Genomic DNA, 19,635 nt, shown 5'->3' with positions numbered 1-19,635 from the left:
GATGTCGAATAAACGGATGCGGGTGTGGGTGCTGGCGGTCAGTGGGGTGCTGATGGCGATACTCAGTGGGTGCTCGCCGCTCAAGGTGCTCAATGCCCTGACCCCCAGCAGTTCGTTCAGCAAAGTCAGTGGGATTGCCTATGGCAGCGATCCGCGGCAGAAGCTCGACATCTATCAGCCCAAATCAGCAGTGCCGAATGCCCCGGTGGTGGTGTTTTTCTACGGGGGCAGCTGGAACAGCGGCTCGCGCGAAGACTACGGTTTTGTCGGCGAGGCCCTGGCCTCACGCGGCATGGTGGTGGTGCTGGCCGACTATCGCCTGTACCCGCAAGTGCGTTACCCGGCATTTTTGCAGGACGGGGCGCAAGCGGTGGCCTGGACCTACCGGCATATTGCCGACTACGGCGCCGACCCGGCGCGCCTGTATCTGATGGGCCACAGCTCCGGTGCCTACAACGCGGCGATGCTGGCCCTGGACCCGAGCCTGTTGGCGGCGCAGGGCCTGAGCCCGGCGCTGATCAAGGGCTGGATCGGCCTCGCGGGCCCCTATGACTTTTTGCCGATCGCCAACCAGGACGTGCGCCCGGTGTTCTTCTACCCGGATTCACCGCCCGACTCGCAGCCCATCAACCATGTCAGCCGTGGGGCGCCGCCGGCGCTGTTGATGGCGTCCAGCAAGGACTCCCTGGTCAACCCGCAACGCAACACTGGTGGCCTGGCCAATATGTTGCGCCGGGCTGGGGTGCCGGTGCAGGAGTTCTACTTCTCCAGAACCAATCACGGCACCCTGGTGGCGGCGCTGTCGCGGCCCTTGCGCGGCCTGGCGCCGGTGCTCGACCGAGTGACCGAGTTCGTCGGCGCCACGCCCGCTCAGTGAGCCTTGGCGAACCAGCCGTCGGTTTTCTCCAAGTGCCAGGCAAAGGCCGCCAGGGTCAGGCTGCGCAGGGCCATGAACAGCAAAAAGGTCAGCCACAGGCCGTGGTTGCCGAAACCGCTCAGGGCCCAGGCGAAGGGCAGCAGCATCAACACGCTGAGCAGCATGCCATTGCGCATCTCACGGGCGCGGGTGGCACCGATGAACAGGCCGTCGAGCAGGTAGCTCCAGACCGCGATCAGCGGCAGGGCAGCGAGGTAGGGCAGGTAGATAAAGGCGGTCTGGCGCACCTCGGGGATGTTGGTCTGCATCTCGACAAACAGATGGCCGGCCAGCATGAACAGCGCGGCAAACCCCAGGCTGGCCAGCAGCGACCAGCCGCAGGCGACCACCAGTGAGCGGCGCAGGGCGCGTCGATCATGGGCACCGATGGCGTGGCCGCACAGGGCTTCCACCGCATGGGCCAGGCCATCCAGGGCATGGGCGGTGAGCAGCAGCCCGTTTAGCAGCAGGGCATTGGCCGCCACCGTGGCATCCCCAAGGCGTGCACCCTGGACCGTGATCAGGAAAAACACCGATTGCAGGGCCAGGCTGCGAATGAAGATATCGCGATTGACCGCCAGCAGCGGGCGCCAGCTCTGCCAGCGGCGCAGCGCCTGCCAGGCGATCTGCCCCGGGTAGGCGCGCAGGGCCGGGCGGGTCATGGCCAGGCCGATCAGCGCCCCGGTCCACTCGGCGATCACCGAAGCCCGCGCCGAGCCGACCACCCCCCAATCCAGGCCCAGCACGAACCACAGGTTGAGGGCGATGTTCACCAGGTTGGTGCTCAGCAGAATCGCCAGCGGCGCCCGGGCATTCTGGGTCCCGAGGAACCAGCCCACCAGGGCGAAGCTGGCCAGGGCCGCTGGCAACCCGAGTAGCCGGGTGTGGAAAAAGGCGCGGGTCATCTGGTCGAGTTCCGCCGAGGGCTGCATCAGCTGCAGGGCCATGCCGCTCAGGGGAACACCGATCATCCCCAAAAGCAGCGCCAGACCCATGGCCAGCAACAGGCCTTGCAGCAGAATCTGCCGCAGCGCGGCGCCGTCGCCACGCCCGGCGGCCTGGGCGGCAAAGCCGGTGGCCCCCATGCGCAAAAAGCCCATGGCCCAGGCGAGGAAGGTATAGAGGCTGGCGCCGACGGCCACCGCGCCCAACTGGTGGGCGTGGGGCAGGTGGCCGATCACGGTGCTGTCGACCAGGGCCACCAGGGGCACGGAGATATTCGAGAGAATCATCGGCGCAGCCAGCGCCCAGACCCGCCGGTGGGTCGGGCGGTGGCGCCAGTCGTTAATCAGGGGGGGCATGCAGGCTCCTTGCGAGAGCGGGCATTGTAGCCGCAGCGCACCTCGTCGCGGCGGCCGGAGGGCATTTTACCGGTAGGCGCGGCTCAGGCCGTGGCTCAGTGGACGACCCAGCTCAACAGCCACAGGCCGAGCATCAGCCAGATGATGCCCATGATGATCGAGGCTCGCATAAAGGCCCGCACGGCCGAGTACAACAGCATCAGGCCGATGATCAGCGCGGCGATGCTGATGATCGAGGTGTCCATGCCCAGGGTCCGCGACAGCCCGTCGACGAAGTTGCCGCCGGCGTGGGTCAGGGCGTTGAACAATCCGCTGAGGCCATCGACGATAAAACGGATGACCGAGCCCAGGGCCTGGCCGAGCCATTCGAAAAAGCTTTCTACCTGCATGGGGGTGTCCTGATCAGTGAGCGGCGTACTTGCCGGGTCTGTGCCTTGGGCCGTTGGATCGTCTGCCGAGTTCCCTTCAAGCATAGAACCGCTGGCGCGCGACAGCTGCCGGGCATTCTGTAGCAGGCGCCGGCCCGGCGATAGTGCGCGGTGCTTGCGTCCCATGGCCATCCCCCGGAAGCTATACGCCTTCAGGAGACCCCGATGAACCTAGACGAACTGACCCAACGCCTGCATGCCATTCGCGACCGCAATGACTGGCGGCAATTTCACAGCCCGAAGAACCTGGCCATGGCCGCCAGCGTGGAGATGGCCGAGCTGGTGGAAATCTTCCAATGGCTGAGCGAAGACCAGTCCCGCCAACTGCCTGCCGACAAGCTGGCCCATGCCGGCCAGGAAGTCGGCGACATCGTGCTGTATCTATTGCTGCTGTGCAGCGAGCTGGGGTTGGACATGGAACAGGTGGTGCGCAGCAAGCTGGCGGACAGCGAACGGCGGTTCAGCTGATGAGCGACCGTCATTTCGATCAGTTGGCGACCCGTTTCGCCGAAAAAATCTACGGCGGTGCCAAGGGCGCGATTCGCCTTGCGGTGTTGCAGGCGGATCTCGCCGAGGTGCTGCCGGATCGCCCATTGCGGGTGCTGGATATCGGCGCCGGGCTGGGGCATATGTCACTGTGGCTGGCCGAGCGTGGGCACCAGGTAACCCTGGCCGAACCCGCAGCACCGATGCTTGAAGGGGCGCGCCAACGTTTCGCCGATGCCGGGCAGGTGGCGACCTTTATCCAGGCGCCGTGGCAGGAGCTGCTGGGCCAGCTCACCGAACCCTACGACCTGGTGCTGTGCCATGCCGTGCTCGAATGGCTGGCCGAGCCTCACGCGATTCTGCCGGTGCTGCATCAGCTGACGGCCCGCGATGGCTGGTTGTCGCTGGCCTTCTATAACCGCGATGCCTTGATTTACCGCAACCTGCTCAAGGGCCACTTCCGCAAGATGCGCAGCAACGACATGGCCGGCGAGAAGCAGAGCCTGACCCCGCAGCGGCCCCTTGATCCGCGCGAACTGGCGGCGCAACTTGAGGGCCTGTGGACGGTCGAAACCCAGAGCGGGGTCCGGGTGTTCCACGATTACATGCCGGTGGAGTTCCAGGCCCGTGCCGAGCTGGTGGATTTACTGGAAATGGAACTGGCTCACCGTCGTCACCCAGGCTTTGCCGGGCTTGGGCGTTATCTGCACTGGATGTGTCGTCCGGTTTAACGGAGCGCAAAATGAACCGCCGTCTTGCTCTGATCCTGTTGTGCACCGGGCTTGCCGCCTGCCAGGGCAGCAATCCTTACGTCGCCAGCTCCACGCCGATACCGCCGGCGCCGCCGCAAGCGGCCACCACCTTCGACCGCAGCGCCTACCCGGCGCCGCAGCGTGACTACGGACGCTACCGCAATTGGGCCTGGCTCAACGGGCGCCAGCCCAGCGGTTCGGCCTGGGCCGACTCGGCGCAGGTGGCCGAAGCGGTCAGCAATGCCCTGGATCAGCGCGGCTTGCGCCCCGTGCATGACAACCGGCCGGCCGACCTGTGGGTGAGTGCCGACCTGCATCTGGAGAAGCGCCTGCGCCAGGAGCGGGACGACTACGGTTACGGCGGCTATGGCGGTTATAACCGGTACGGCAACGGTTACGGGATGTACGGCAGCGTGCCGGTGGTGCGCACCTACGAGGTGGAAGTGGTCGTGGTGCGGGTCAACCTGTTCGACGGCGGCAGCGGGCAGCCGGTGTGGAGCGCCAGCGCCGAGACCAGTAGCCGCGGCAGCTTGAGCGAACGCGCCGATGCGTTGCGCAAGGCTGTGGAAAAGGCCATGCAGGCGTATCCTCCCAGCTAGTGGCAACTGTTCAGGTTCCTGTCTTGAGCCGGAGAAAAATCATGTTCCGTCGTCTCGCTTTACTGGTCGCTGCCGTGCTGCTCAGTGCTTGCGCCGCCAACCAGATCAACCATGACTTCGACGCCAGTCGCGACTTTGGCGCCTACCGCAACTGGAGCTGGAAAGAGCCCGGCCTGCAGTACCGTCCCGATGACCCGCGAATCAAGAGTGACCTCACCGAGCAGCGCATCCGCCAGGCGGTGGCCGATCAACTGGACCAGCGTGGCCTGCGTCCGGCCGCAGCGGGCACCCGACCTGACCTGAATGTGCAGGCCTACCTGATCGTCGAAGACCGCCAGCAGCAAGTCACCACCAATTATGGCGGCGGTTGGGGTGGGCCCTGGAATGGCTACTGGGGCGGGCCGATGTACAACGAGACGCGCAATATCACCTACAAGGTGGCGACCATCCAGATTGACCTGCTCGATGACAAGGACGGCAAGCTGGTATGGCGCGGCAGCGACGAGCAGATGCTCAGCAGCACGCCGAACCCGGCTGACCGCAGCGCCGCAGTGCGTGCCACCGTGGCCCGCATCCTGAGCAACTACCCACCCCGCTAAGCCTTCCCACCCGCCCGCAGGCACCGCCAGTCGCCTGCGTCGGCCCCTTGCCTGCGCGCTGTCGCGGGCTTGACTACACTGCTGAACATTCAGGGAGATGGCACCCGGCATCGCGCCGGTAAAGGAGTGCTCCGTGTATCGGTGTGTGCAGTTTTCCGGGCCGGGCCACCAACGTGGCGCCATCGGTCTGATAGCGGCGGTGACCTTGGGTCTGGCGCTGCTGTTCATGTTGCTGGTGATCGACAGCGGTCGGCTGTACATGGAGCAGCGCAAGCTGCAACGGGTCGCCGACAACGCCGCGCTGGAAGCCGTGAGCCGTGGCGGCACCTGCCTGTCTGGGCTGACGGCTGCCGCCTACGCCGGGCAAAGCGCGGTACGCAACGGCTTTGTCGTCGACGCCGATACCACCTTGGTGACCACCTGTGGCTCGCTGGTGACCGGTGCCAACAACCTGCGTACCTACACGGTGGATGCCACTCAGTCTTCGGCGGTCCGAGTGATTGCCAGCGACGCGGTTTCCACCAGTGTCGCCGCCGGCATCGGCGCGCTGTTTTCCGGCGGTCCGGCCAGCTTCAATACCCGGCTCACCGCCACCGCTGTGGCAGCCGTACCCACCCCGTCCGTGGCGCAGTTGACCATTCGCAGCACGCTGGCGACGATCGATAGCACCAAGTCGAATCTGCTCAATCCAATTGTCGGCGGGCTGTTGGGCGGCAGTGTGAGTGTCACGGCTGCGGGCTGGACCGGCTTGCTCAACACCAACATCAACCTGCTCAGTTACCTCAACCAACTGGCGATCAACCTCAATGTGGCCGCCGGCAACTACACCCAGTTGCTCAACACCACGGTGAGCATCACCCAATTGATCCAGGCGGCGGCCACTGTGGTTCAGGCAAATGGCGCGACAGCCGATGTGATGACCGCCCTGGGCAACCTGCAACTGGCGGCGGCCAATGCCACGCCGGTCAAGCTCGGTGATCTGCTCAATCTGCAGACCGGCCTGCCCACGACCGCGCTGGATGCCAGTCTGCAACTGTTCCAACTGGTACAGGCGGTGGTGCAGTTGTCCAACAGCAAAAGCGCGGTGGCGGCGACCCTGCCGGTCAACGTGCTGGGGTTGGCCAACATCACGGTGCAGGTCAAGGTGATCGAGCCGCCGCAATTGTCCGCCCTCGGCGATCCGAAACTGGCCAAGGCCAACCCCCTGGGGGCCAACCGGATCTATGTGCGTACTGCCCAGGTACGCACCCTGATCACGGCCAACCTCACAGGGCTGGCCGGGGTCACCGGGATTGCAAATGCCCTGTTGGGGCTGGTGGGCAACCTGACCCCGACCCTCAATAGCCTGTTGAGCCTGAACCTGGCGGCGACCATCGATTCCCTGGGCTGCCTGCTGGGCGCGGGCTGCGATCAGATCGACCCCAGGCTATTGCCATCGCCGCAACTGAGCATCGCCCTGGATGCCGGTGGCGGCGTGACCTACGTCACTGACTACAGCTGCCCGACGGGCGCGGTCGGAACCAAGAGCCTGACCGCGCACACCATCACCTCGCTGGCTGATCTGAAGGTCGGCAAGATTGACCCGACCAATGCTTTCTCCTCATCGGCCGAGCCCACGGTAACGCCGTTGCCGGTGATCGACCTGGGGATCTGGACCTGTCACAAAATCCTTGGCCTCGGCAGTTGTGGTCCCGCACGCACGGCGTTTGCCGCCGGCGGGATCGGCCTTATGGTCGACAGCCCGGTGGTGAAGACCAGCCAGGATCTGGTGTACTCCAGCGGCACGCCGTTCGCGACTCCGCCCAACGTCAAGCTGCCGCCGACTTACCAGACTGCGGCGCCAAGTACCAATATCGTCGGCAGCCTGGCCAGTACCCTGGCCGGAATCAACCTGGTGACCTACCAGCCGGTGGGTGCCAACCCCCTGGGCTCGATAGTCGCGGGTGTGGGTGGGCTGGTCAGTGGTGTCACCAACCTGCTGATGCCATTGATCAGCGCTGTAATCAGCCCCGTGCTCGACCCCTTGCTCAACAACTTGTTGTCGTCCCTGGGGATCAGCCTGCTGGGGGTCGACGTCGGCGCCAACCTGACCTGTGGCCAGACCGGCAAGGCTTACCTGGTGATCTGATCGGCCTGGATTATTGGCAGTTCGATGCAGAATCGCGCGCCTTCAGTACCGTTCTCGACGCTGAGGTAGCCGCCCATGTTTTCCACGATGCCATAGCTCACCGATAGCCCGAGCCCCGTGCCCACGCCCACCGGCTTGGTGGTGAAAAACGGTTCGAAGATCCGCTCCAGCAGGCGTGGGTCGATACCGCCGCCATTGTCCTCGACCCACAGCCGTACCTTGTGCGTATCACGCTCGGCGTGCAGGGCGATCCAGGGCTGGAAGTCCGGCTGTTTCTCGCGCTTGCCCAGCAACGCATCCCGGGCGTTGACCATCAGGTTGATCAGTACCTGCTCCAGCTGATCGGCATAGCCCTGGACCTGCACCTCGAAACCGAAGTCGCTGATGCGCAGTTCCACACCTTTGCCGCGCATCGCTTCGGCCAGCAACGACAGCGTGCCGTCCACCGCCTGTGCCGGGTTGAAGGGCTGCTGTTCGATCTCCGAGCGCCGGCCGAACACCCGCATATGGTCCACCACCCGCGCGGCCCGTTGGACCTGGGCGTCGATGCGCTTGAGCTTGTCCTGCAGGTAGTCGACCTGGACATCACCGTTACCCAGGCGCTTGAGGACATTGACGATGGCCATGCTCATCACGTTCAGCGGCTGGTTGATCTCGTGGGCGAGGCCGGTGGCCATTTCACCGAGGGTGGCCATCTTCGCGCTCTGCATCAGTTGCAGTTGGGAGCGGCGCACTTCGGTGTTGTCGCGGCCCACGGCCTGGACCTCCAGCAGCCGGCCCTGGGCATCGAACACGCCGCGGTCCGACCAGACCCACCAGGCATGTTCGCGACCCGGCAATTGCAGGCTGATTTCCGCGGTGCTCACCGGTACGTCGGGGCTGAGCCGGCCGATACGCTGCACAAAGGCCTCTCGTTGCTCGTCCGACAGCCACTGTCCGAGGTTGCTGCCGGGCAGTTCTGCGGGCGCGCACTCCAGGTACGCCGCCAGGGGCCGGTTGCCGAAGGTCAGGGTCAGGTCGGGCTGGTAGCGGCAGATCATCGCTGGCGAATCTTCCACCAGGATTCGGTAGCGCTCCTCGCTCTGCCTGACCAACTCGGCGCTCTGGGTCGCCTCGGTGACGTCCAGCCACAGCCCGACCGCTTCGGTCGGCAGGCCCAGGTCGTCGCGCAGCAATTTGGCTTCGTCCAGCAGCCAGTGGTAGTGGCCCTGGCTGTCGCGCAGGCGATAGCGGCTGCGCACCGCGCCTTCACGCAGCAGTTGTCGGGTGCGCTGGAAATACAGCTCGCGATCATCCGGGTGCAGGCGCTCCGGCAGCGAGTCGTTCTGGCAGTCAGCCAGAGTCCAGCCCAGCAGCGGCTGCAGGCTGTCGCTGAAAAAACTGGGTTGCAGGGCGCCTTCGACATAGCGCTGTACATAAATCACCGCTGGCGAACTGGCGATCAGGTTGTTCAAGCGGGCGCAGGCAGCCGCGGCCTGCTGCTCCTGGTTCTTGATATCGCTGATGTCGAGCATGAACCCCACCAGTCGCTGGTTTTCACCCACCCCCAGGGCCTGGCCCTGGACCCGGTACCAGATCGCCGGCAGGCTCGGATCCGGGCGCAGCAGGCGCACGCACACCAGCAGCGGCTTGCCCTGTTCGAGGTCGCGCAAGCGGCTGCCCAGCTCCTGGCGATCGGCCGGGTGCACCTGTTGCAGCCAGTCTTCCAAAGGCAGGCGCGTGGTGTCGGTGTCCAGTTGCAGGCTGGCCGTCAGTTGCGGCGCCAACTGCACTTCGGCGCTATGTGGGTACAGCTCCCACCAGCCGGTGCCGAGCAGATCCTGCAAGGCTTCGAGTCGCTCCAGGTGCTGATGGTGGCGTTGTTCCCGCAGGCGCCCGAGCAAGGGGCCGGCCAGGGCTGCAGCCAGCATCAGCCAGTCGCGATCACTCAACTGCGGTGCCAGATGCTGCACCGGATACGGCGCGCACAGCAGCCAGGCGGCCAGGCCGTGGTCGTCACGGTAGGGCACCAGGAAACCCTCGTGATGGCCGAAGGCGCTGATCAGCCGTGGGTGCTCGCTGAGGCCATGGATCGGGTTCAGGTGCAGCGGGGCATTGCCGCTCAAACTGTCCAGGCTGGTGCCCAGTACCTGGCCGACGTGCCAGAGCTCGGGGGCATCATGGGCGGCGTAATAGCCGTGGATCTGCCAACGCTGGTCCTGCTCGTCGAGCAGGGCCAGGGCGATACAGGGAACGCGCCAGCGCTGGGCCAGGCTCTGCAGTTGCTCGTTCAGCACCTCGGGCAGGCGCGCCATGCTGCACAGGCGCAACTGTTCGCCGATGTGCGCCGCCAACTGCTGGCAGTGTTCGCGGATTCGCGCCTGCTCGCGCTCTTCAAGCAAGTCGCCGATATCCAGCAATTGCAGGATCCAGCCCTCGGCCAAGGGTTGGACCCAGCCACGCAAATGCAGGGCCTGGCCCCCCAGGCGCTCGAAGTCCAGGTCCAGGGTCTGCCCGGTCCAGTCGGCCGGGCGGCCTTCGACACTGGTGCGGCTGTGGGGCAATAGAAATTCGCTCAGTAGCGGCTGCTCGCTGGGCGCCTGTTGCCCCAGGGCATGGCGCAACGGGCCGGCCATATGCAGCACCCGGCCCTGGGCATCGAGTTGCAACTGCAAGCCGATAGCCTGAGGGACAACGAGAGGGGCAGGGGCCGCCTGGCGACCCAGGATGCGGTCGAACAGGGTGTCTCCTGAACTCAAAATTGCAGGCTCGACGAGGCGGTCAGGGTGGTTGGCAGGCTGGGAACGGTGCCTATCCCGGGCAGTACCAGAAACGGCACCACCTGGTTCAGTTTGCTGGTGGGGTAGTTCACGCTCACGGTCAGCACGCCGCCGCTGTACACCGAGCTGTAATCGGTGGCGGCGAAGTTGAAGGCCGATGGAATCCACGCCAGTTGGGTGGCGATCACCGAGTTGGCGAGGTTCTGCACCGTGGTGCCGTAGTTGGCGGTATTGGGGTCGACCGCCACCGCGCGCCGCACGGCTTCGGCAGTGGCCTCATTGAATGACTGCATCATCAGCAGCGGCAGGCTATAGCTGACCAGACCATAAAACACGGCAAAAAAGATCACGAACACCGCGGCGAACTCTATCGCCACGGCGCCTTTTTGCTTGCGGGGGAGGCTCGATTTCATGACTGCGTCTACCCTGACAATGGCTGCCTGATATTGAGCATAGGACCATTCCGCCAAAAGGGACGTTTTTTACCGGATGCCGTATTTCGTACTGTTTATCTGGCTGGCGCTCTGCGCGGCGCAGGACATCCATCAGCGCCATATCGCCAACAGCCTGACCCTGGGGGCGGCGGCGTTGGCCCTGGTTTACCTGTTATGGACCGGCAGCACCTGGCTGGGGGCCAATGCGGCGCAGGGCGGCTGGGCGTTGCTGCTGGCCCTGGCGTTCACCTTGCCCGGTTACGCCATGTCGCGCATGGGCGCGGGGGATGTGAAGCTGCTGGCGGCGTTGGGGCTGGCGACCGATCATCTGTATCTTTTAGGCACCTTTATCGGTGCCGGGGTCAGCAGCCTGCTCTGGGTGTTGCTCGCGCCAAAAGTCTGGCCCCATATAAGTCAGAAACTTAGGTTGCGCCTGCAATATCTTGATCCAAAACAGTCAAAAAAATACGCCTTCGCGCCTTTCGTCCTGGTGGGAATGGTCTTGACTGTCCTCTGGATCCACTAGTCGCCGTGCCCTCTAGCGCTATGTACATAGTCGGAAAGTACGTCTAGGTTTAATTTGTGTATCGGCCCTTATTGCGGGCGGAACAGGAGCGGTCAGGCTCTGGCTGACCAGGCATGGAGTTACATGTGAACAAGCCTAGATTGCAGATGAAGGTGCTGGTCGTCGACGACCAACCGTTGATCGTCGAAGAGCTCTGCGAGTTTCTCGAGAGCAGTGGTTACCGATGTGTCCCCTGTGAATCAAGCCGCGAGGCCATCGAGCGTTTCAGCGAAGACGCTGAGATCTCCCTGGTGCTCTGCGATTTACATATGCCGGGCCTGGATGGCATCCAGTTGGTGCAGGAGCTGCAACGCATTGCCGGCAAACAACGGGTGTTCGAGGCCATCATGCTGACCGGCCGCGCCGAGAAGCAGGACGTAATCAAGGCCCTGCGCGCCGGGATCGCCGACTATTACCAGAAGCCAATCAATCTGGACGAATTGCTCGAAGGCCTGCAACGCCAGGAAGTGGCCCTGCAGGAACGGCAAAAAAACCTGCACCTGGGGCACTTGAACCAGAAGCTGCAATTTCTTTCCGAATCCATCGACGACCTCTACCAGGACCTCGACAAGGTGCGCCGCGCGCCGCAAACCGTGCGCGGCGAGGACACAGAGGCGCTCAGCGATGCCGAGGCCATCGAGATGCCGGCCATTTTCCACCAACTGTCACCGCGTCAGCTGGATGTGGCGCGACTGGTGGGCAAGGGCCAGACCAACTATCAGATTGCCTGTGAGCTGGGCATTACTGAAAACACCGTGAAGCTGTATGTGTCCCAGGTGCTGCGCCTGACCCATATGCATAACCGCACCCAATTGGCCCTGGCGCTGTCTCCGAGCAATTCGGGGTTGCGCCAGCGCGGGGTGACCGCCCACTAGGCCGGACCACTGCCCAAGCCGGGCAGTGGCTAATTGACCGTTACCTGCCCGCCGCTTATTTGGTAGAAACCTTGCCGCCTGCATCCGGATCGTAGAAGTCTGGAATCTCGTAGCTGTATTTTTTCAGCCAGCGCTGCAGTGCCAACTCGCGTTCGGTGGGTGTGGCGGTCTGTGGGATCTGTGAAGCGACCTTGTTGCGATTCTGCAGCAGCAACCAGCCTTCGGTTTCCTGTTGCTGGGCCGAGGCCGGCCCCGGCTCTATGGCCTGGGCGGCTACGGGCAGCATCAGCAGGGCGATGCAGCAAAGAGTCTGCGGCTTCATCATGAGCACTCCTTTGGCTTACTTGATACTCGGTGACAACGGATCGTCGACCACAGCGACCTGGCCCTTGGCTGCCGAACTGCCGACCGGCGCCTTGAGTTTCTGCGCGCGCTCCTGGGCCTGGTTGAATTGCTCCGGGCTCAGGCCGGCGCGGCTGACCACCTCGGCCGCCTGTTTCCAGTTGTCCTGATAGATCAGCAGGGTCACCAGGTTGACCGCTGCCAGTGGATCGTTCTGCTTGAGTTCGATGGCGGTGAGGAACTCGAAACGGGCGTCTTCAATCCGCAGTTGATTGAGGTAGACCACGCCCAGGTCGTTGCGGATTTTTTCATTGGTCGGTGCCAGCAGCGCGGCGCGTTGCAGATGGGCCTGGGCCTGACCGTTATCGCCCCGGCCGGCGGCAATCTGCCCGAGGCCGTGCTCGGCGTCGGCCGCCAGGCAAGTGCCAAGCAGGCTGCGATACAGCGGCTCGGCTTCGCTGCGGCCCAGCAGCCGGTAGACCTTGGCCTTGCGCAGGCGCACTTCACCGAGATTTTCCGGCAGGCTCTGCAGGTTGGCCAGGCTGGCGTGCAGCTTGCCTTCATTGGCCATGTCGTCGGCCAGGCTCAGGGACAGCTCCTGATCGGGGCTGGGCTTGGCGCAACTGGTTGAGGACGTCAGGGCGGCCCAAGGCGTTTGTCCATTGGTGGCACAACCGCTGAGCAGCACCAGGCTAATCATGGCGAGTATGACTTTCATCAGGTTCCCTCTAGGAAGCAAAAGCCCGGGCGATGGCGGTGAATCCAGGCCCTGCCAATACGATCAGCAAGGCCGGGAATAGAAACAGCATCATCACCACCGACATCTTGGCCGACATTTTCGAGATGTATTCCTGCAGGCGCGTCAGGCGCCGATCGTCGAGCAACTGCTTGAGCGACTGCAGCGATTTCATCGCGCCGCCGCCCTGCTGGATCAATTGCTGGAGGATCACGCAGGTGTCGGTGAATTCATCGACCGCCAGCAGCACGGCGGTCTGGTTCAATTCGTGGCCCAGCTCCAGCCCGGAGTCGACCCGGGTCAGGATCAGGCGCAACTCGTGGGTCAATTGCGGCAGAAGTTTTTGCCCTTCGCTGGCCAGTACGCGCAACGCCTGCTCCACCGCCATGCCCGACTCGAAGAGGATGCGCAGCAGCGGGATAAAGGTGGAGACCTCGACCGCGATCAGTTTCTGCCGGCGCTTGGCCAGGTAGGCCAGGGCCCGCTTTGGAATCAGGTAGCCGGCACCCGCCGCCAGCAGCGGTGCCAGCCATTTGTTGTCGGCTTGGGGAAACAGCAGCTCCTGGACAAACAGCGCCACGCCCAGCACCAGCAGCGGCACGCCGACCTGGCAGGCGGCGAACAACGAGCGCTGGCTGGCGCGGCGCCAGCCCATGCGGTTGAGCAGGGTCAGGGTCTCGCTGTCGATGCTCACCGAGCGCTGGCCGAAGCGGCTGTCCCCCAGTATCCGCAGCCAACTGCTCAGGCGGTTGTCGCGCACCATATGGCCTTGCAGGCGCTGGGTCACCTGGCGTTCGCGCCGGCGTTGTTCCAGCAGGCTGTTGGCGACCAGTAACAGGGCGCCGAGAAACAGCAGGGCACTTGCCAGGAGGGCCATCTCAGATACTCCGCAACATGCGCCACAGCGCCAGGCAGCCGAAGGCTTGCAGGAGAATGGCGGTGATCAGCATGGTCCTGCCGCTCGGGTCGTTCCACATGCCGAGCATGTAGCCCGGGTTGGTGGCCATGAAGTACGCCACCAGCAGCAACGGCAAGGCGCCCAGGACCCAGGCGGTCATGCGGGTTTCACCGGTCAGTGCGCGCAGTTGCCGTGCGCCCTGGTCGCGCTCGCGAATCAGCTTGATCAGGTTTTCCAGCAGCTCGCTGGCGTTGCCGCCATAACGGTGATTGACCTTGAGCCCGAGGGCGAACATGCGCAGTTCGTCCTGATCGTACAGCTCGGCAAAATCATGCAGCGCCTCCGGCAGGTTGACCCCCAGTTGCACGTTGCGCTCGACCCGGCCCATGGCGGTTTTTAGCGGCGGGCTGCTGGCGTCGATGCTGCCCAGTACCGCGTCGGCAAGGGTGCGTCCGGATTTCAGGCTGCGCACGGTGTGGTCGAGCAACTGCGGCAACTGCTCGATCATGCGTTTGATCCGGCGCTTGTACAGCCAGGCGACGTAGGTGCGCAATGCCAGGGGCGGCAACAGCACCAGGCACAGTGCGCCGACCCAGCCCGCCGCTGCCAGGGCCAGCAGCACCGAGAGCGCCCACAGGGCCAGCCACAGCCCCAGGCGTTCGGTGGGCCGTCCCAGGCCGGCCCGCAGGAAGGCCCGTTCGAGGCCAGTCCAGGTGGTTTTCTCCGGCACCAGTTCCGGCTGTCCTTCGGCCAGGCGATTGAGCACCTTTTCGGTGTTGGTCTTGCGGATGCCGTTGTAGAACAGCCACAGCGAGAGGCCCAGGAGCACCAGGCAAATCAGGGCCAGCAAGGGACCGATCATGGGCTCGCTCCGCCTCAGTTAAGGCTCAGGTCATGTTCGCGACGCAGCTTGTCGCCCGCCGGGTTGATCGCCTCGCGCAGGAAACCGAAGCCGTTGCGTCGATCGAGTCGAAACAGGGTGTTGGTGACGTAAATGTCATCGCGCACACCCACCACCTCCACCACTTCACTGACACAGCGCCGGCCATCGGGCATGCGCGTCAGCTGAATCACCACATCCAGCGCGGCGCAGATCATCTGGCGCAGGGTACGTTCGGCGATCTGGCGCCCGGTCAGGCCCACCAGGGTTTCCAGGCGCAGCAAGGCGTCCTGGGCGGTGTTGGCGTGCACCGTACTCATGGAGCCGTCGTGCCCGGTGTTCATCGCGGTCAGTACGTCGAGCACTTCGACGCCGCGGATCTCGCCGAGGATGATCCGGTCCGGGCGCATCCGCAGGGCGTTGCGGATCAGGTCGCTGGCTTTCACTTCGCCATGGCCTTCAGCATTGGGCGGACGGGTTTCCAGGCGCACCACATGGGGGTGGCCCAGTTGCAGTTCGGCCACGTCCTCGATGGTGACCAGGCGTTGGTGCGGGTTGATCAGCTGGCTGAGGATGTTGAGCAAAGTGGTCTTGCCGGTCCCGGTCCCGCCGCTGATGAGGATGTTGCAGCGCTTGCTCACGGCCTCCTGGAAAAACTCGAAGATCGCCTGGTCGATGGTCTGCATGGCCACCAGATCGGCGCTCTTGAGCATGTCCTTGCGAAACTTCCGAATCGACAGGCAGGGCCCGTCGAGGGCGATCGGCGGGATGATGGCGTTGACCCGGCTGCCATCGGGCATGCGCGCATCCACCATCGGCGAGGACTCATCCAGGCGTCGGCCGAGGGGCGCGAGGATTCGTTGCATCACCCGTTCGACATGGTGCGCGTCGATGAACCGCAGGTCGCTCTGGTGCAGCACGCCGTCGCGTTCGACGAACACCCGGTGCGGGCCGTTGACCAGGATCTCGGTGACGGCCGGGTCCCGAAGCAACACTTCCAGCGGGCCGAAGCCGGTCAGCTCATCGACTATCTCTTCGGCCAGGCGCTCCATTTCATAGCGGGAGATGGCTAAGTGCATGCGGGCGATGTACTCCGCCACCTTGTCGGTGACGAACTGTGAAAGGTTCTGCCGCGAGCCTTCCAGCAGGTTTTTTCCGGACTCTTCGATGGCGTCGATGATGTAGCGATGCAGGACCAGTTTCAGCCCTTCATGGTCGGTGTTGCCGACCGGGCCGCGCGATTGTGCGCCGAACAGTTTTTCTCCGTTCATTTGGTTCCTCGCATGCGGTTGAACCAGTTGGACTTGGGTTTGGCCAGGCCTTCGGAGCGCTTGGCCAGGCGTTCGCCAAGAACGCGCAGGGATTGGGTGAGGTTTTCCCGGGGGGCCATTTCAAACAGGGTGACTCCCTGGTTCTTGGCGTTCAGGCGCACCTCCGGGCTATGGGCCAGGGCTGCGATCACTTCCAGGCCGAAGGTCTTGCCCAGGGTGTCGGAGTCCGGGGCGACATTGCGCAGGTAGCGGTCCACCAGCAGCCGTGCATGGTCCAGTTTCATGCCTTTTTCGCGCCACAGATTGAGCACCGCCAGATTGCGCCGGCAGTCCAGAACGCTCTGGTCGGTAGACCACAGCAATTTGTCGCAATGGCTGACAAACGTGCGCAGGGCCTCGCTGTCGGGCTGCCCGGTGAGGTTCACCACAATGTGCTGGAAGTGCTGGCGCAGAGCGCTTAGCAGCATGTAGAGCTCGGCGGCGCTGGTGCGATCGAGGGGCTCGTCATTGGCCGCATAGGCGAGAATCCGCAGGCCGGCCTCGGCGGTGGTAAAGGCGCTGTCGATCAAGGTCGAATCCAGGCGGCGCAGATGGCGCAGGGCATCGCCGAAGTGGAACGAACTTTCCAGGCCCAACAGCGCCAGGCTGTCACCCGGAGGCAGGCCCAGGTCCAGCAGCAGGGTCTGCTGTCCGCTTTTTTGCACCACCAGCGCCAGATGGCTGGAGATCAGGGCGCCGTCGGTATCGCTCTTGGTGCCGTAGAGCACGGTCAGGCCGCCGAGCAGAGTGCTCGGCGCCACCGGGGGCAAGCGTTTGCTCAGGCGCCTGACCAGGCCGGCGACTTCGCTGGAGCGCGAGCCATAGGCGACGAAATCCCGTGCGCCGGCGCGCATCGCATTGAGCACCAGTTGATTGTCCATGCCGTCGCCCAGCGCGACGATGGCCAGCATCGGCTTCGCCTCCAGGGCGCCCTCGATCAAGGCCGACTGGGCCACGACGTGCTCGCGGTCGAGGCCGATGAACACCAGGTTGGCGAACGTGACGTCGACCAGGGCCAGCAACTCGTCGAGGCTGCCGCCGCCGGCACTCACCACCTGGCCCAGGGGCGCGAGGGCGCCTTGCAGCCACTCCAGGTCGGTGTCGTTGCGGGTGATGGCAAGAAAGGTCTGGCTCAGGCTTTGGCTCATTGCGATAACCCACTGCGTTTATCGAAGTTACCGTTTTCCAGGAAGAACATGCGGTAGAAGTTAGGGTCGTAGTTGCGCAGGCGTTCGCCGGGCAGGGATGGCAGCCGGGCATCGGCCGCCAGCGGCTGCACCAAGTGCGGGGTGACGATCATCAGCAGCTCGCGTTCTTCGCGGCTGATGTTGGTGTCGCGAAAGAACGCACCCAGTACCGGGATATCGCCCAGGCCCGGGAATTTGTTGACCTGGGAGCTGTTGCGGGTGCTGATCAGGCCGCTGATGACGAAGCTCTCGCCGTCGGCCAGGGAAATACTGGTGTCGGTGCGGCGTATGGTCAGCGCCGGAACCTGGGTGCCGGCGATGGTCACGGCGTTGCTGTAGTCAAGCTCGCTGACTTCCGGGGCCACTTTCAGGCTGATGCGCTGGTTGTCGACGATGGTCGGGGTCAGGGTCAGGCGGATGCCGAATTCCTTGTATTCGATGGTGACGCTGTCGCTGCCGGCACTGGGTACCGGAATCGGAATCTCGCCCCCGGCCAGGAAGCTTGCACTCTGTCCGCTGAGGGCCACCAGGCTGGGGCGCGCCAGGGTGTAGGCAAAGCCGCTGCCCTCAAGGGCGTTGATCAGGGTCAGTACCCGGCCGTTGCCGAAACCGAGGTTGAAGCTGCCGTTGTCCAGAGGAATGTTGGTCCGCGCGCCACCGAAAGTGGGAGTGGTGCCGCCGGTATTGGGCGCGGTTCCCGGGGCGCCGAACAGGAAGTTGCTACCACGGCCGAAGATCGAGGTGCTGGCTTCCTTGAGCTTGGTGCGGCTGACCTCGACAAAGCGGATATCGGTCTGGACCTGGCTCGGCAGCAGAGGGTCTTGCGAGGCCAGGGCCACGCGCCCGGTCATGTCGGTCGTCGCCCGGCCCTGGACGAACACCATGCTCTGGCGCGGGGTGCTGGCGCAGGCGGTCCAGACCATCAGGGTGGTGGCGCCCGGCGCCATGCCGGTCAGCAGGAACGCCTTGTCGCCGTTGGGGTGGACGTCGGCGATTTTCGGGTCGCCCACCGCCAGCCGGGTAATGGCTACCGGTGACTGCAGCTCCTGCTGCAGGCCTTCGCCGATTTGCAGTACGGCGGGTAACGGCGCCAGGCCGCCGCAGCCTGCGGTACTGGCGGCCAGCACTTGACCCATAGGCTGGCTGGCCAGCATCAGGGTCAGGAGTGCGGCTTGGGACATCAGCATGGAACGACTGCGCATGTGTGCATCCTTGCTCAATCAGGGAGTTTGTTGGGTGACCTGGTTACCGCGAATCACCTCGACCGCACGGCGGGTTCCGCCGCCATGCGTCGCCGGGCTCGCGGGGCCGCTGCCAAGGGCCAGTTGGGTGAACTGGAACAGGTTGCTGTTGGCGGCATCGATATTGGCCAGGGAGTCCTGATCCCCGGCCCAGTAGCGCGCCAGGCGCTGCTCCTCGCTGCTGCGCACGGCCAGGCGCAGGGTGCCGACCTGGGTGGCGAGCATCATCCGACTCAGCAGTTGTTCCGGCACTGCCAGCACCACCGTGCGTGCGGCCAGCCGCCGTTGGTCCTGCTTGATTCGTTCATCGACGCTCAGCGCCGGGGATGCCGGTTTGCCGTCGTTGGTCAGGCCCAGCTGGTCGCCGACGGCCAGTACCCGCATCGCCGGGACGGCAATCTGGGCCGATTGCTGGAGGTTGGTGGCGTCCTGGCGCAGGAACAGCAGCACATCGACGTAATCCCCCGGGCTCAGTTGGCCGGCGGCGCCTATCACCTCGTCTACCGCGACTGCCAGGGCCCGTTCATCGGGGTGGATCATGCGGGCCAGGGCACCGCCGGTGGTGAAGCTTTCGTCGCTGAGCCAGGTGCCGCCGGCCAACTGGCGCCAGGGCGTGCGCCCGACGGCCTGGTCGATGCTGGTAAGGCTGCCGGGCGGCACTGTGCGCAGCCGCTCCAGGGTCAGGTCGGCAGCGCTGAGGGCGACAAACGGCGGCACATCATGGGCCAGGACCACCACCGGTTGGCGGGTCTGGTCCTCGGCCGTGGCGACGGTTTTTTCCACGGTACCAGGGGTGGCGGGCTGGGCGACCGGAGCCGGCGGCGGGGGCTGGCGGCTGACAACCAAGCCCCAGTAACCGACGAACACCGCACCCAACAGCAGCAGCCCAGCCAGAATCATGGTGACGCGACTGTTCATATTAGGTTCTCCCTTTCCTGCTGCACTACTAAGCCTGCGCTTGCAAATGACTCAACATCGCAAATAAGGCAGCTATGAACATGCAACTATTTCGCTATTTGAAGGTAGCCCAGCTAGGACGAAACGCCATTACTCCTCTGAAAATAACTAACGAAAGTATGATGGGCGCCATTGAATCAAGGTTTTCTGGCGTCAACCTTCCAATTAATACTTAGTGATTAATCAGTTCTTACAGTTGTAGGTCGGCCGATTGTTGACAATGCTCTGGTTGCAAAGAAGGT

The 19,635-nt window shown here is 64.2% G+C and carries 20 protein-coding genes; 8 read left to right on the top strand and 12 right to left on the bottom strand.

Annotation, left to right across the window (positions count from 1 at the left end; translation table 11 throughout):
* Position 1 precedes the first annotated feature (1 nt).
* Entirely contained in the window at positions 2 to 877 is an 876-nt protein-coding gene (locus ACOZJV_RS25965) for an alpha/beta hydrolase (RefSeq protein WP_421548829.1), read from the top strand.
* Here ACOZJV_RS25965 and ACOZJV_RS25960 read toward each other — a convergent pair.
* On the bottom strand, positions 871 to 2,217 hold the full coding sequence (locus tag ACOZJV_RS25960; protein ID WP_421548828.1) for an MATE family efflux transporter: 1,347 nt from the start codon (positions 2,215 to 2,217) through the stop codon (positions 871 to 873). The two genes, ACOZJV_RS25965 and ACOZJV_RS25960, sit on opposite strands and share 7 nt — an antisense overlap.
* A 95-nt stretch (positions 2,218 to 2,312) precedes the next feature.
* Positions 2,313 to 2,606 (bottom strand): hypothetical protein, encoded by a 294-nt coding sequence (locus ACOZJV_RS25955; RefSeq protein WP_020299164.1) that lies wholly within the window; start codon positions 2,604 to 2,606, stop codon positions 2,313 to 2,315.
* Positions 2,607 to 2,810: 204 nt separating this feature from the next.
* On the opposite strand from ACOZJV_RS25955, the gene ACOZJV_RS25950 reads away from it, so the two are divergent.
* The 5 genes from ACOZJV_RS25950 (at position 2,811) to ACOZJV_RS25930 (ending at position 7,209) form a co-directional block, all read left to right on the top strand.
* Complete coding sequence (locus ACOZJV_RS25950) at positions 2,811 to 3,113, top strand: MazG-like family protein (RefSeq protein WP_078469638.1); 303 nt, start codon at positions 2,811 to 2,813, stop codon at positions 3,111 to 3,113.
* The gene (locus ACOZJV_RS25945; RefSeq protein ID WP_078469639.1) at positions 3,113 to 3,862 is read left to right on the top strand and encodes a methyltransferase; all 750 of its coding nucleotides are present in this window, start codon (positions 3,113 to 3,115) and stop codon (positions 3,860 to 3,862) included. The genes ACOZJV_RS25950 and ACOZJV_RS25945 overlap by 1 nt, the downstream gene beginning before the upstream one ends.
* Before the next feature lie 11 nt (positions 3,863 to 3,873).
* On the top strand, positions 3,874 to 4,482 hold the full coding sequence (locus ACOZJV_RS25940; protein WP_421548827.1) for a DUF4136 domain-containing protein: 609 nt from the start codon (positions 3,874 to 3,876) through the stop codon (positions 4,480 to 4,482).
* Between the two features lie 41 nt (positions 4,483 to 4,523).
* On the top strand, positions 4,524 to 5,081 hold the full coding sequence (locus ACOZJV_RS25935; RefSeq protein WP_421548826.1) for a DUF4136 domain-containing protein: 558 nt from the start codon (positions 4,524 to 4,526) through the stop codon (positions 5,079 to 5,081).
* 133 nt (positions 5,082 to 5,214) lie between these two features.
* Entirely contained in the window at positions 5,215 to 7,209 is a 1,995-nt protein-coding gene (locus tag ACOZJV_RS25930; protein WP_421548825.1) for a pilus assembly protein TadG-related protein, read from the top strand.
* On the opposite strand, the gene ACOZJV_RS25925 is transcribed toward ACOZJV_RS25930, so the two are convergent.
* Both ACOZJV_RS25925 and ACOZJV_RS25920 read right to left on the bottom strand, forming a co-directional pair.
* Positions 7,194 to 9,947 (bottom strand): PAS domain-containing sensor histidine kinase, encoded by a 2,754-nt coding sequence (locus tag ACOZJV_RS25925; RefSeq protein WP_421548824.1) that lies wholly within the window; start codon positions 9,945 to 9,947, stop codon positions 7,194 to 7,196. The genes ACOZJV_RS25930 and ACOZJV_RS25925 overlap by 16 nt on opposite strands.
* A complete protein-coding gene (locus ACOZJV_RS25920; RefSeq protein ID WP_078469644.1) occupies positions 9,944 to 10,381 on the bottom strand; it encodes a TadE/TadG family type IV pilus assembly protein in 438 nt (145 codons plus the stop codon). Before ACOZJV_RS25920 ends, ACOZJV_RS25925 begins: the two co-directional genes overlap by 4 nt.
* 76 nt (positions 10,382 to 10,457) lie before the next feature.
* Here ACOZJV_RS25920 and ACOZJV_RS25915 point away from each other — a divergent pair, with 76 nt between their 5' ends.
* Both ACOZJV_RS25915 and ACOZJV_RS25910 read left to right on the top strand, forming a co-directional pair.
* Complete coding sequence (locus tag ACOZJV_RS25915; protein ID WP_020299172.1) at positions 10,458 to 10,928, top strand: prepilin peptidase; 471 nt, start codon at positions 10,458 to 10,460, stop codon at positions 10,926 to 10,928.
* Positions 10,929 to 11,041: 113 nt separating this feature from the next.
* Entirely contained in the window at positions 11,042 to 11,842 is an 801-nt protein-coding gene (locus ACOZJV_RS25910) for a response regulator (protein ID WP_421548823.1), read from the top strand.
* A 55-nt stretch (positions 11,843 to 11,897) separates the two neighbouring features.
* Here the strand turns inward: ACOZJV_RS25910 and ACOZJV_RS25905 are convergent, their stop codons facing one another.
* From ACOZJV_RS25905 to cpaB, 8 genes are read right to left on the bottom strand one after another with little or no spacing between them, the layout of a single operon-like run.
* Positions 11,898 to 12,164, bottom strand: coding sequence for a DUF3613 domain-containing protein (locus ACOZJV_RS25905; protein ID WP_020299174.1), 267 nt, complete (start codon positions 12,162 to 12,164; stop codon positions 11,898 to 11,900).
* Positions 12,165 to 12,182: 18 nt separating this feature from the next.
* Positions 12,183 to 12,902: a tetratricopeptide repeat protein gene (locus ACOZJV_RS25900; RefSeq protein ID WP_078469646.1), complete on the bottom strand. Its 720-nt coding sequence runs from the start codon at positions 12,900 to 12,902 to the stop codon at positions 12,183 to 12,185.
* Positions 12,903 to 12,912: 10 nt separating this feature from the next.
* The gene (locus ACOZJV_RS25895; protein ID WP_078469647.1) at positions 12,913 to 13,797 is read right to left on the bottom strand and encodes a type II secretion system F family protein; all 885 of its coding nucleotides are present in this window, start codon (positions 13,795 to 13,797) and stop codon (positions 12,913 to 12,915) included.
* A 1-nt stretch (position 13,798) separates the two neighbouring features.
* Complete coding sequence (locus ACOZJV_RS25890; protein ID WP_078469648.1) at positions 13,799 to 14,680, bottom strand: type II secretion system F family protein; 882 nt, start codon at positions 14,678 to 14,680, stop codon at positions 13,799 to 13,801.
* A 14-nt stretch (positions 14,681 to 14,694) separates the two neighbouring features.
* Entirely contained in the window at positions 14,695 to 15,969 is a 1,275-nt protein-coding gene (locus ACOZJV_RS25885; RefSeq protein WP_201129274.1) for a CpaF family protein, read from the bottom strand.
* A complete protein-coding gene (locus ACOZJV_RS25880) occupies positions 15,966 to 17,156 on the bottom strand; it encodes a pilus assembly protein (protein WP_078469650.1) in 1,191 nt (396 codons plus the stop codon). Before ACOZJV_RS25880 ends, ACOZJV_RS25885 begins: the two co-directional genes overlap by 4 nt.
* Positions 17,153 to 18,397, bottom strand: coding sequence for a type II and III secretion system protein family protein (locus ACOZJV_RS25875; RefSeq protein WP_078469651.1), 1,245 nt, complete (start codon positions 18,395 to 18,397; stop codon positions 17,153 to 17,155). Before ACOZJV_RS25875 ends, ACOZJV_RS25880 begins: the two co-directional genes overlap by 4 nt.
* Positions 18,398 to 18,415: 18 nt before the next feature.
* Positions 18,416 to 19,354: a Flp pilus assembly protein CpaB gene (cpaB, locus tag ACOZJV_RS25870; protein WP_078469652.1), complete on the bottom strand. Its 939-nt coding sequence runs from the start codon at positions 19,352 to 19,354 to the stop codon at positions 18,416 to 18,418.
* Between the last annotated feature and the right edge of the window lie 281 nt (positions 19,355 to 19,635).

This window comes from Pseudomonas sp. QD4 (assembly GCF_049199125.1).
Classification (GTDB): domain Bacteria; phylum Pseudomonadota; class Gammaproteobacteria; order Pseudomonadales; family Pseudomonadaceae; genus Aquipseudomonas.
This window is presented reverse-complemented; position numbering and strand designations above follow the sequence as displayed.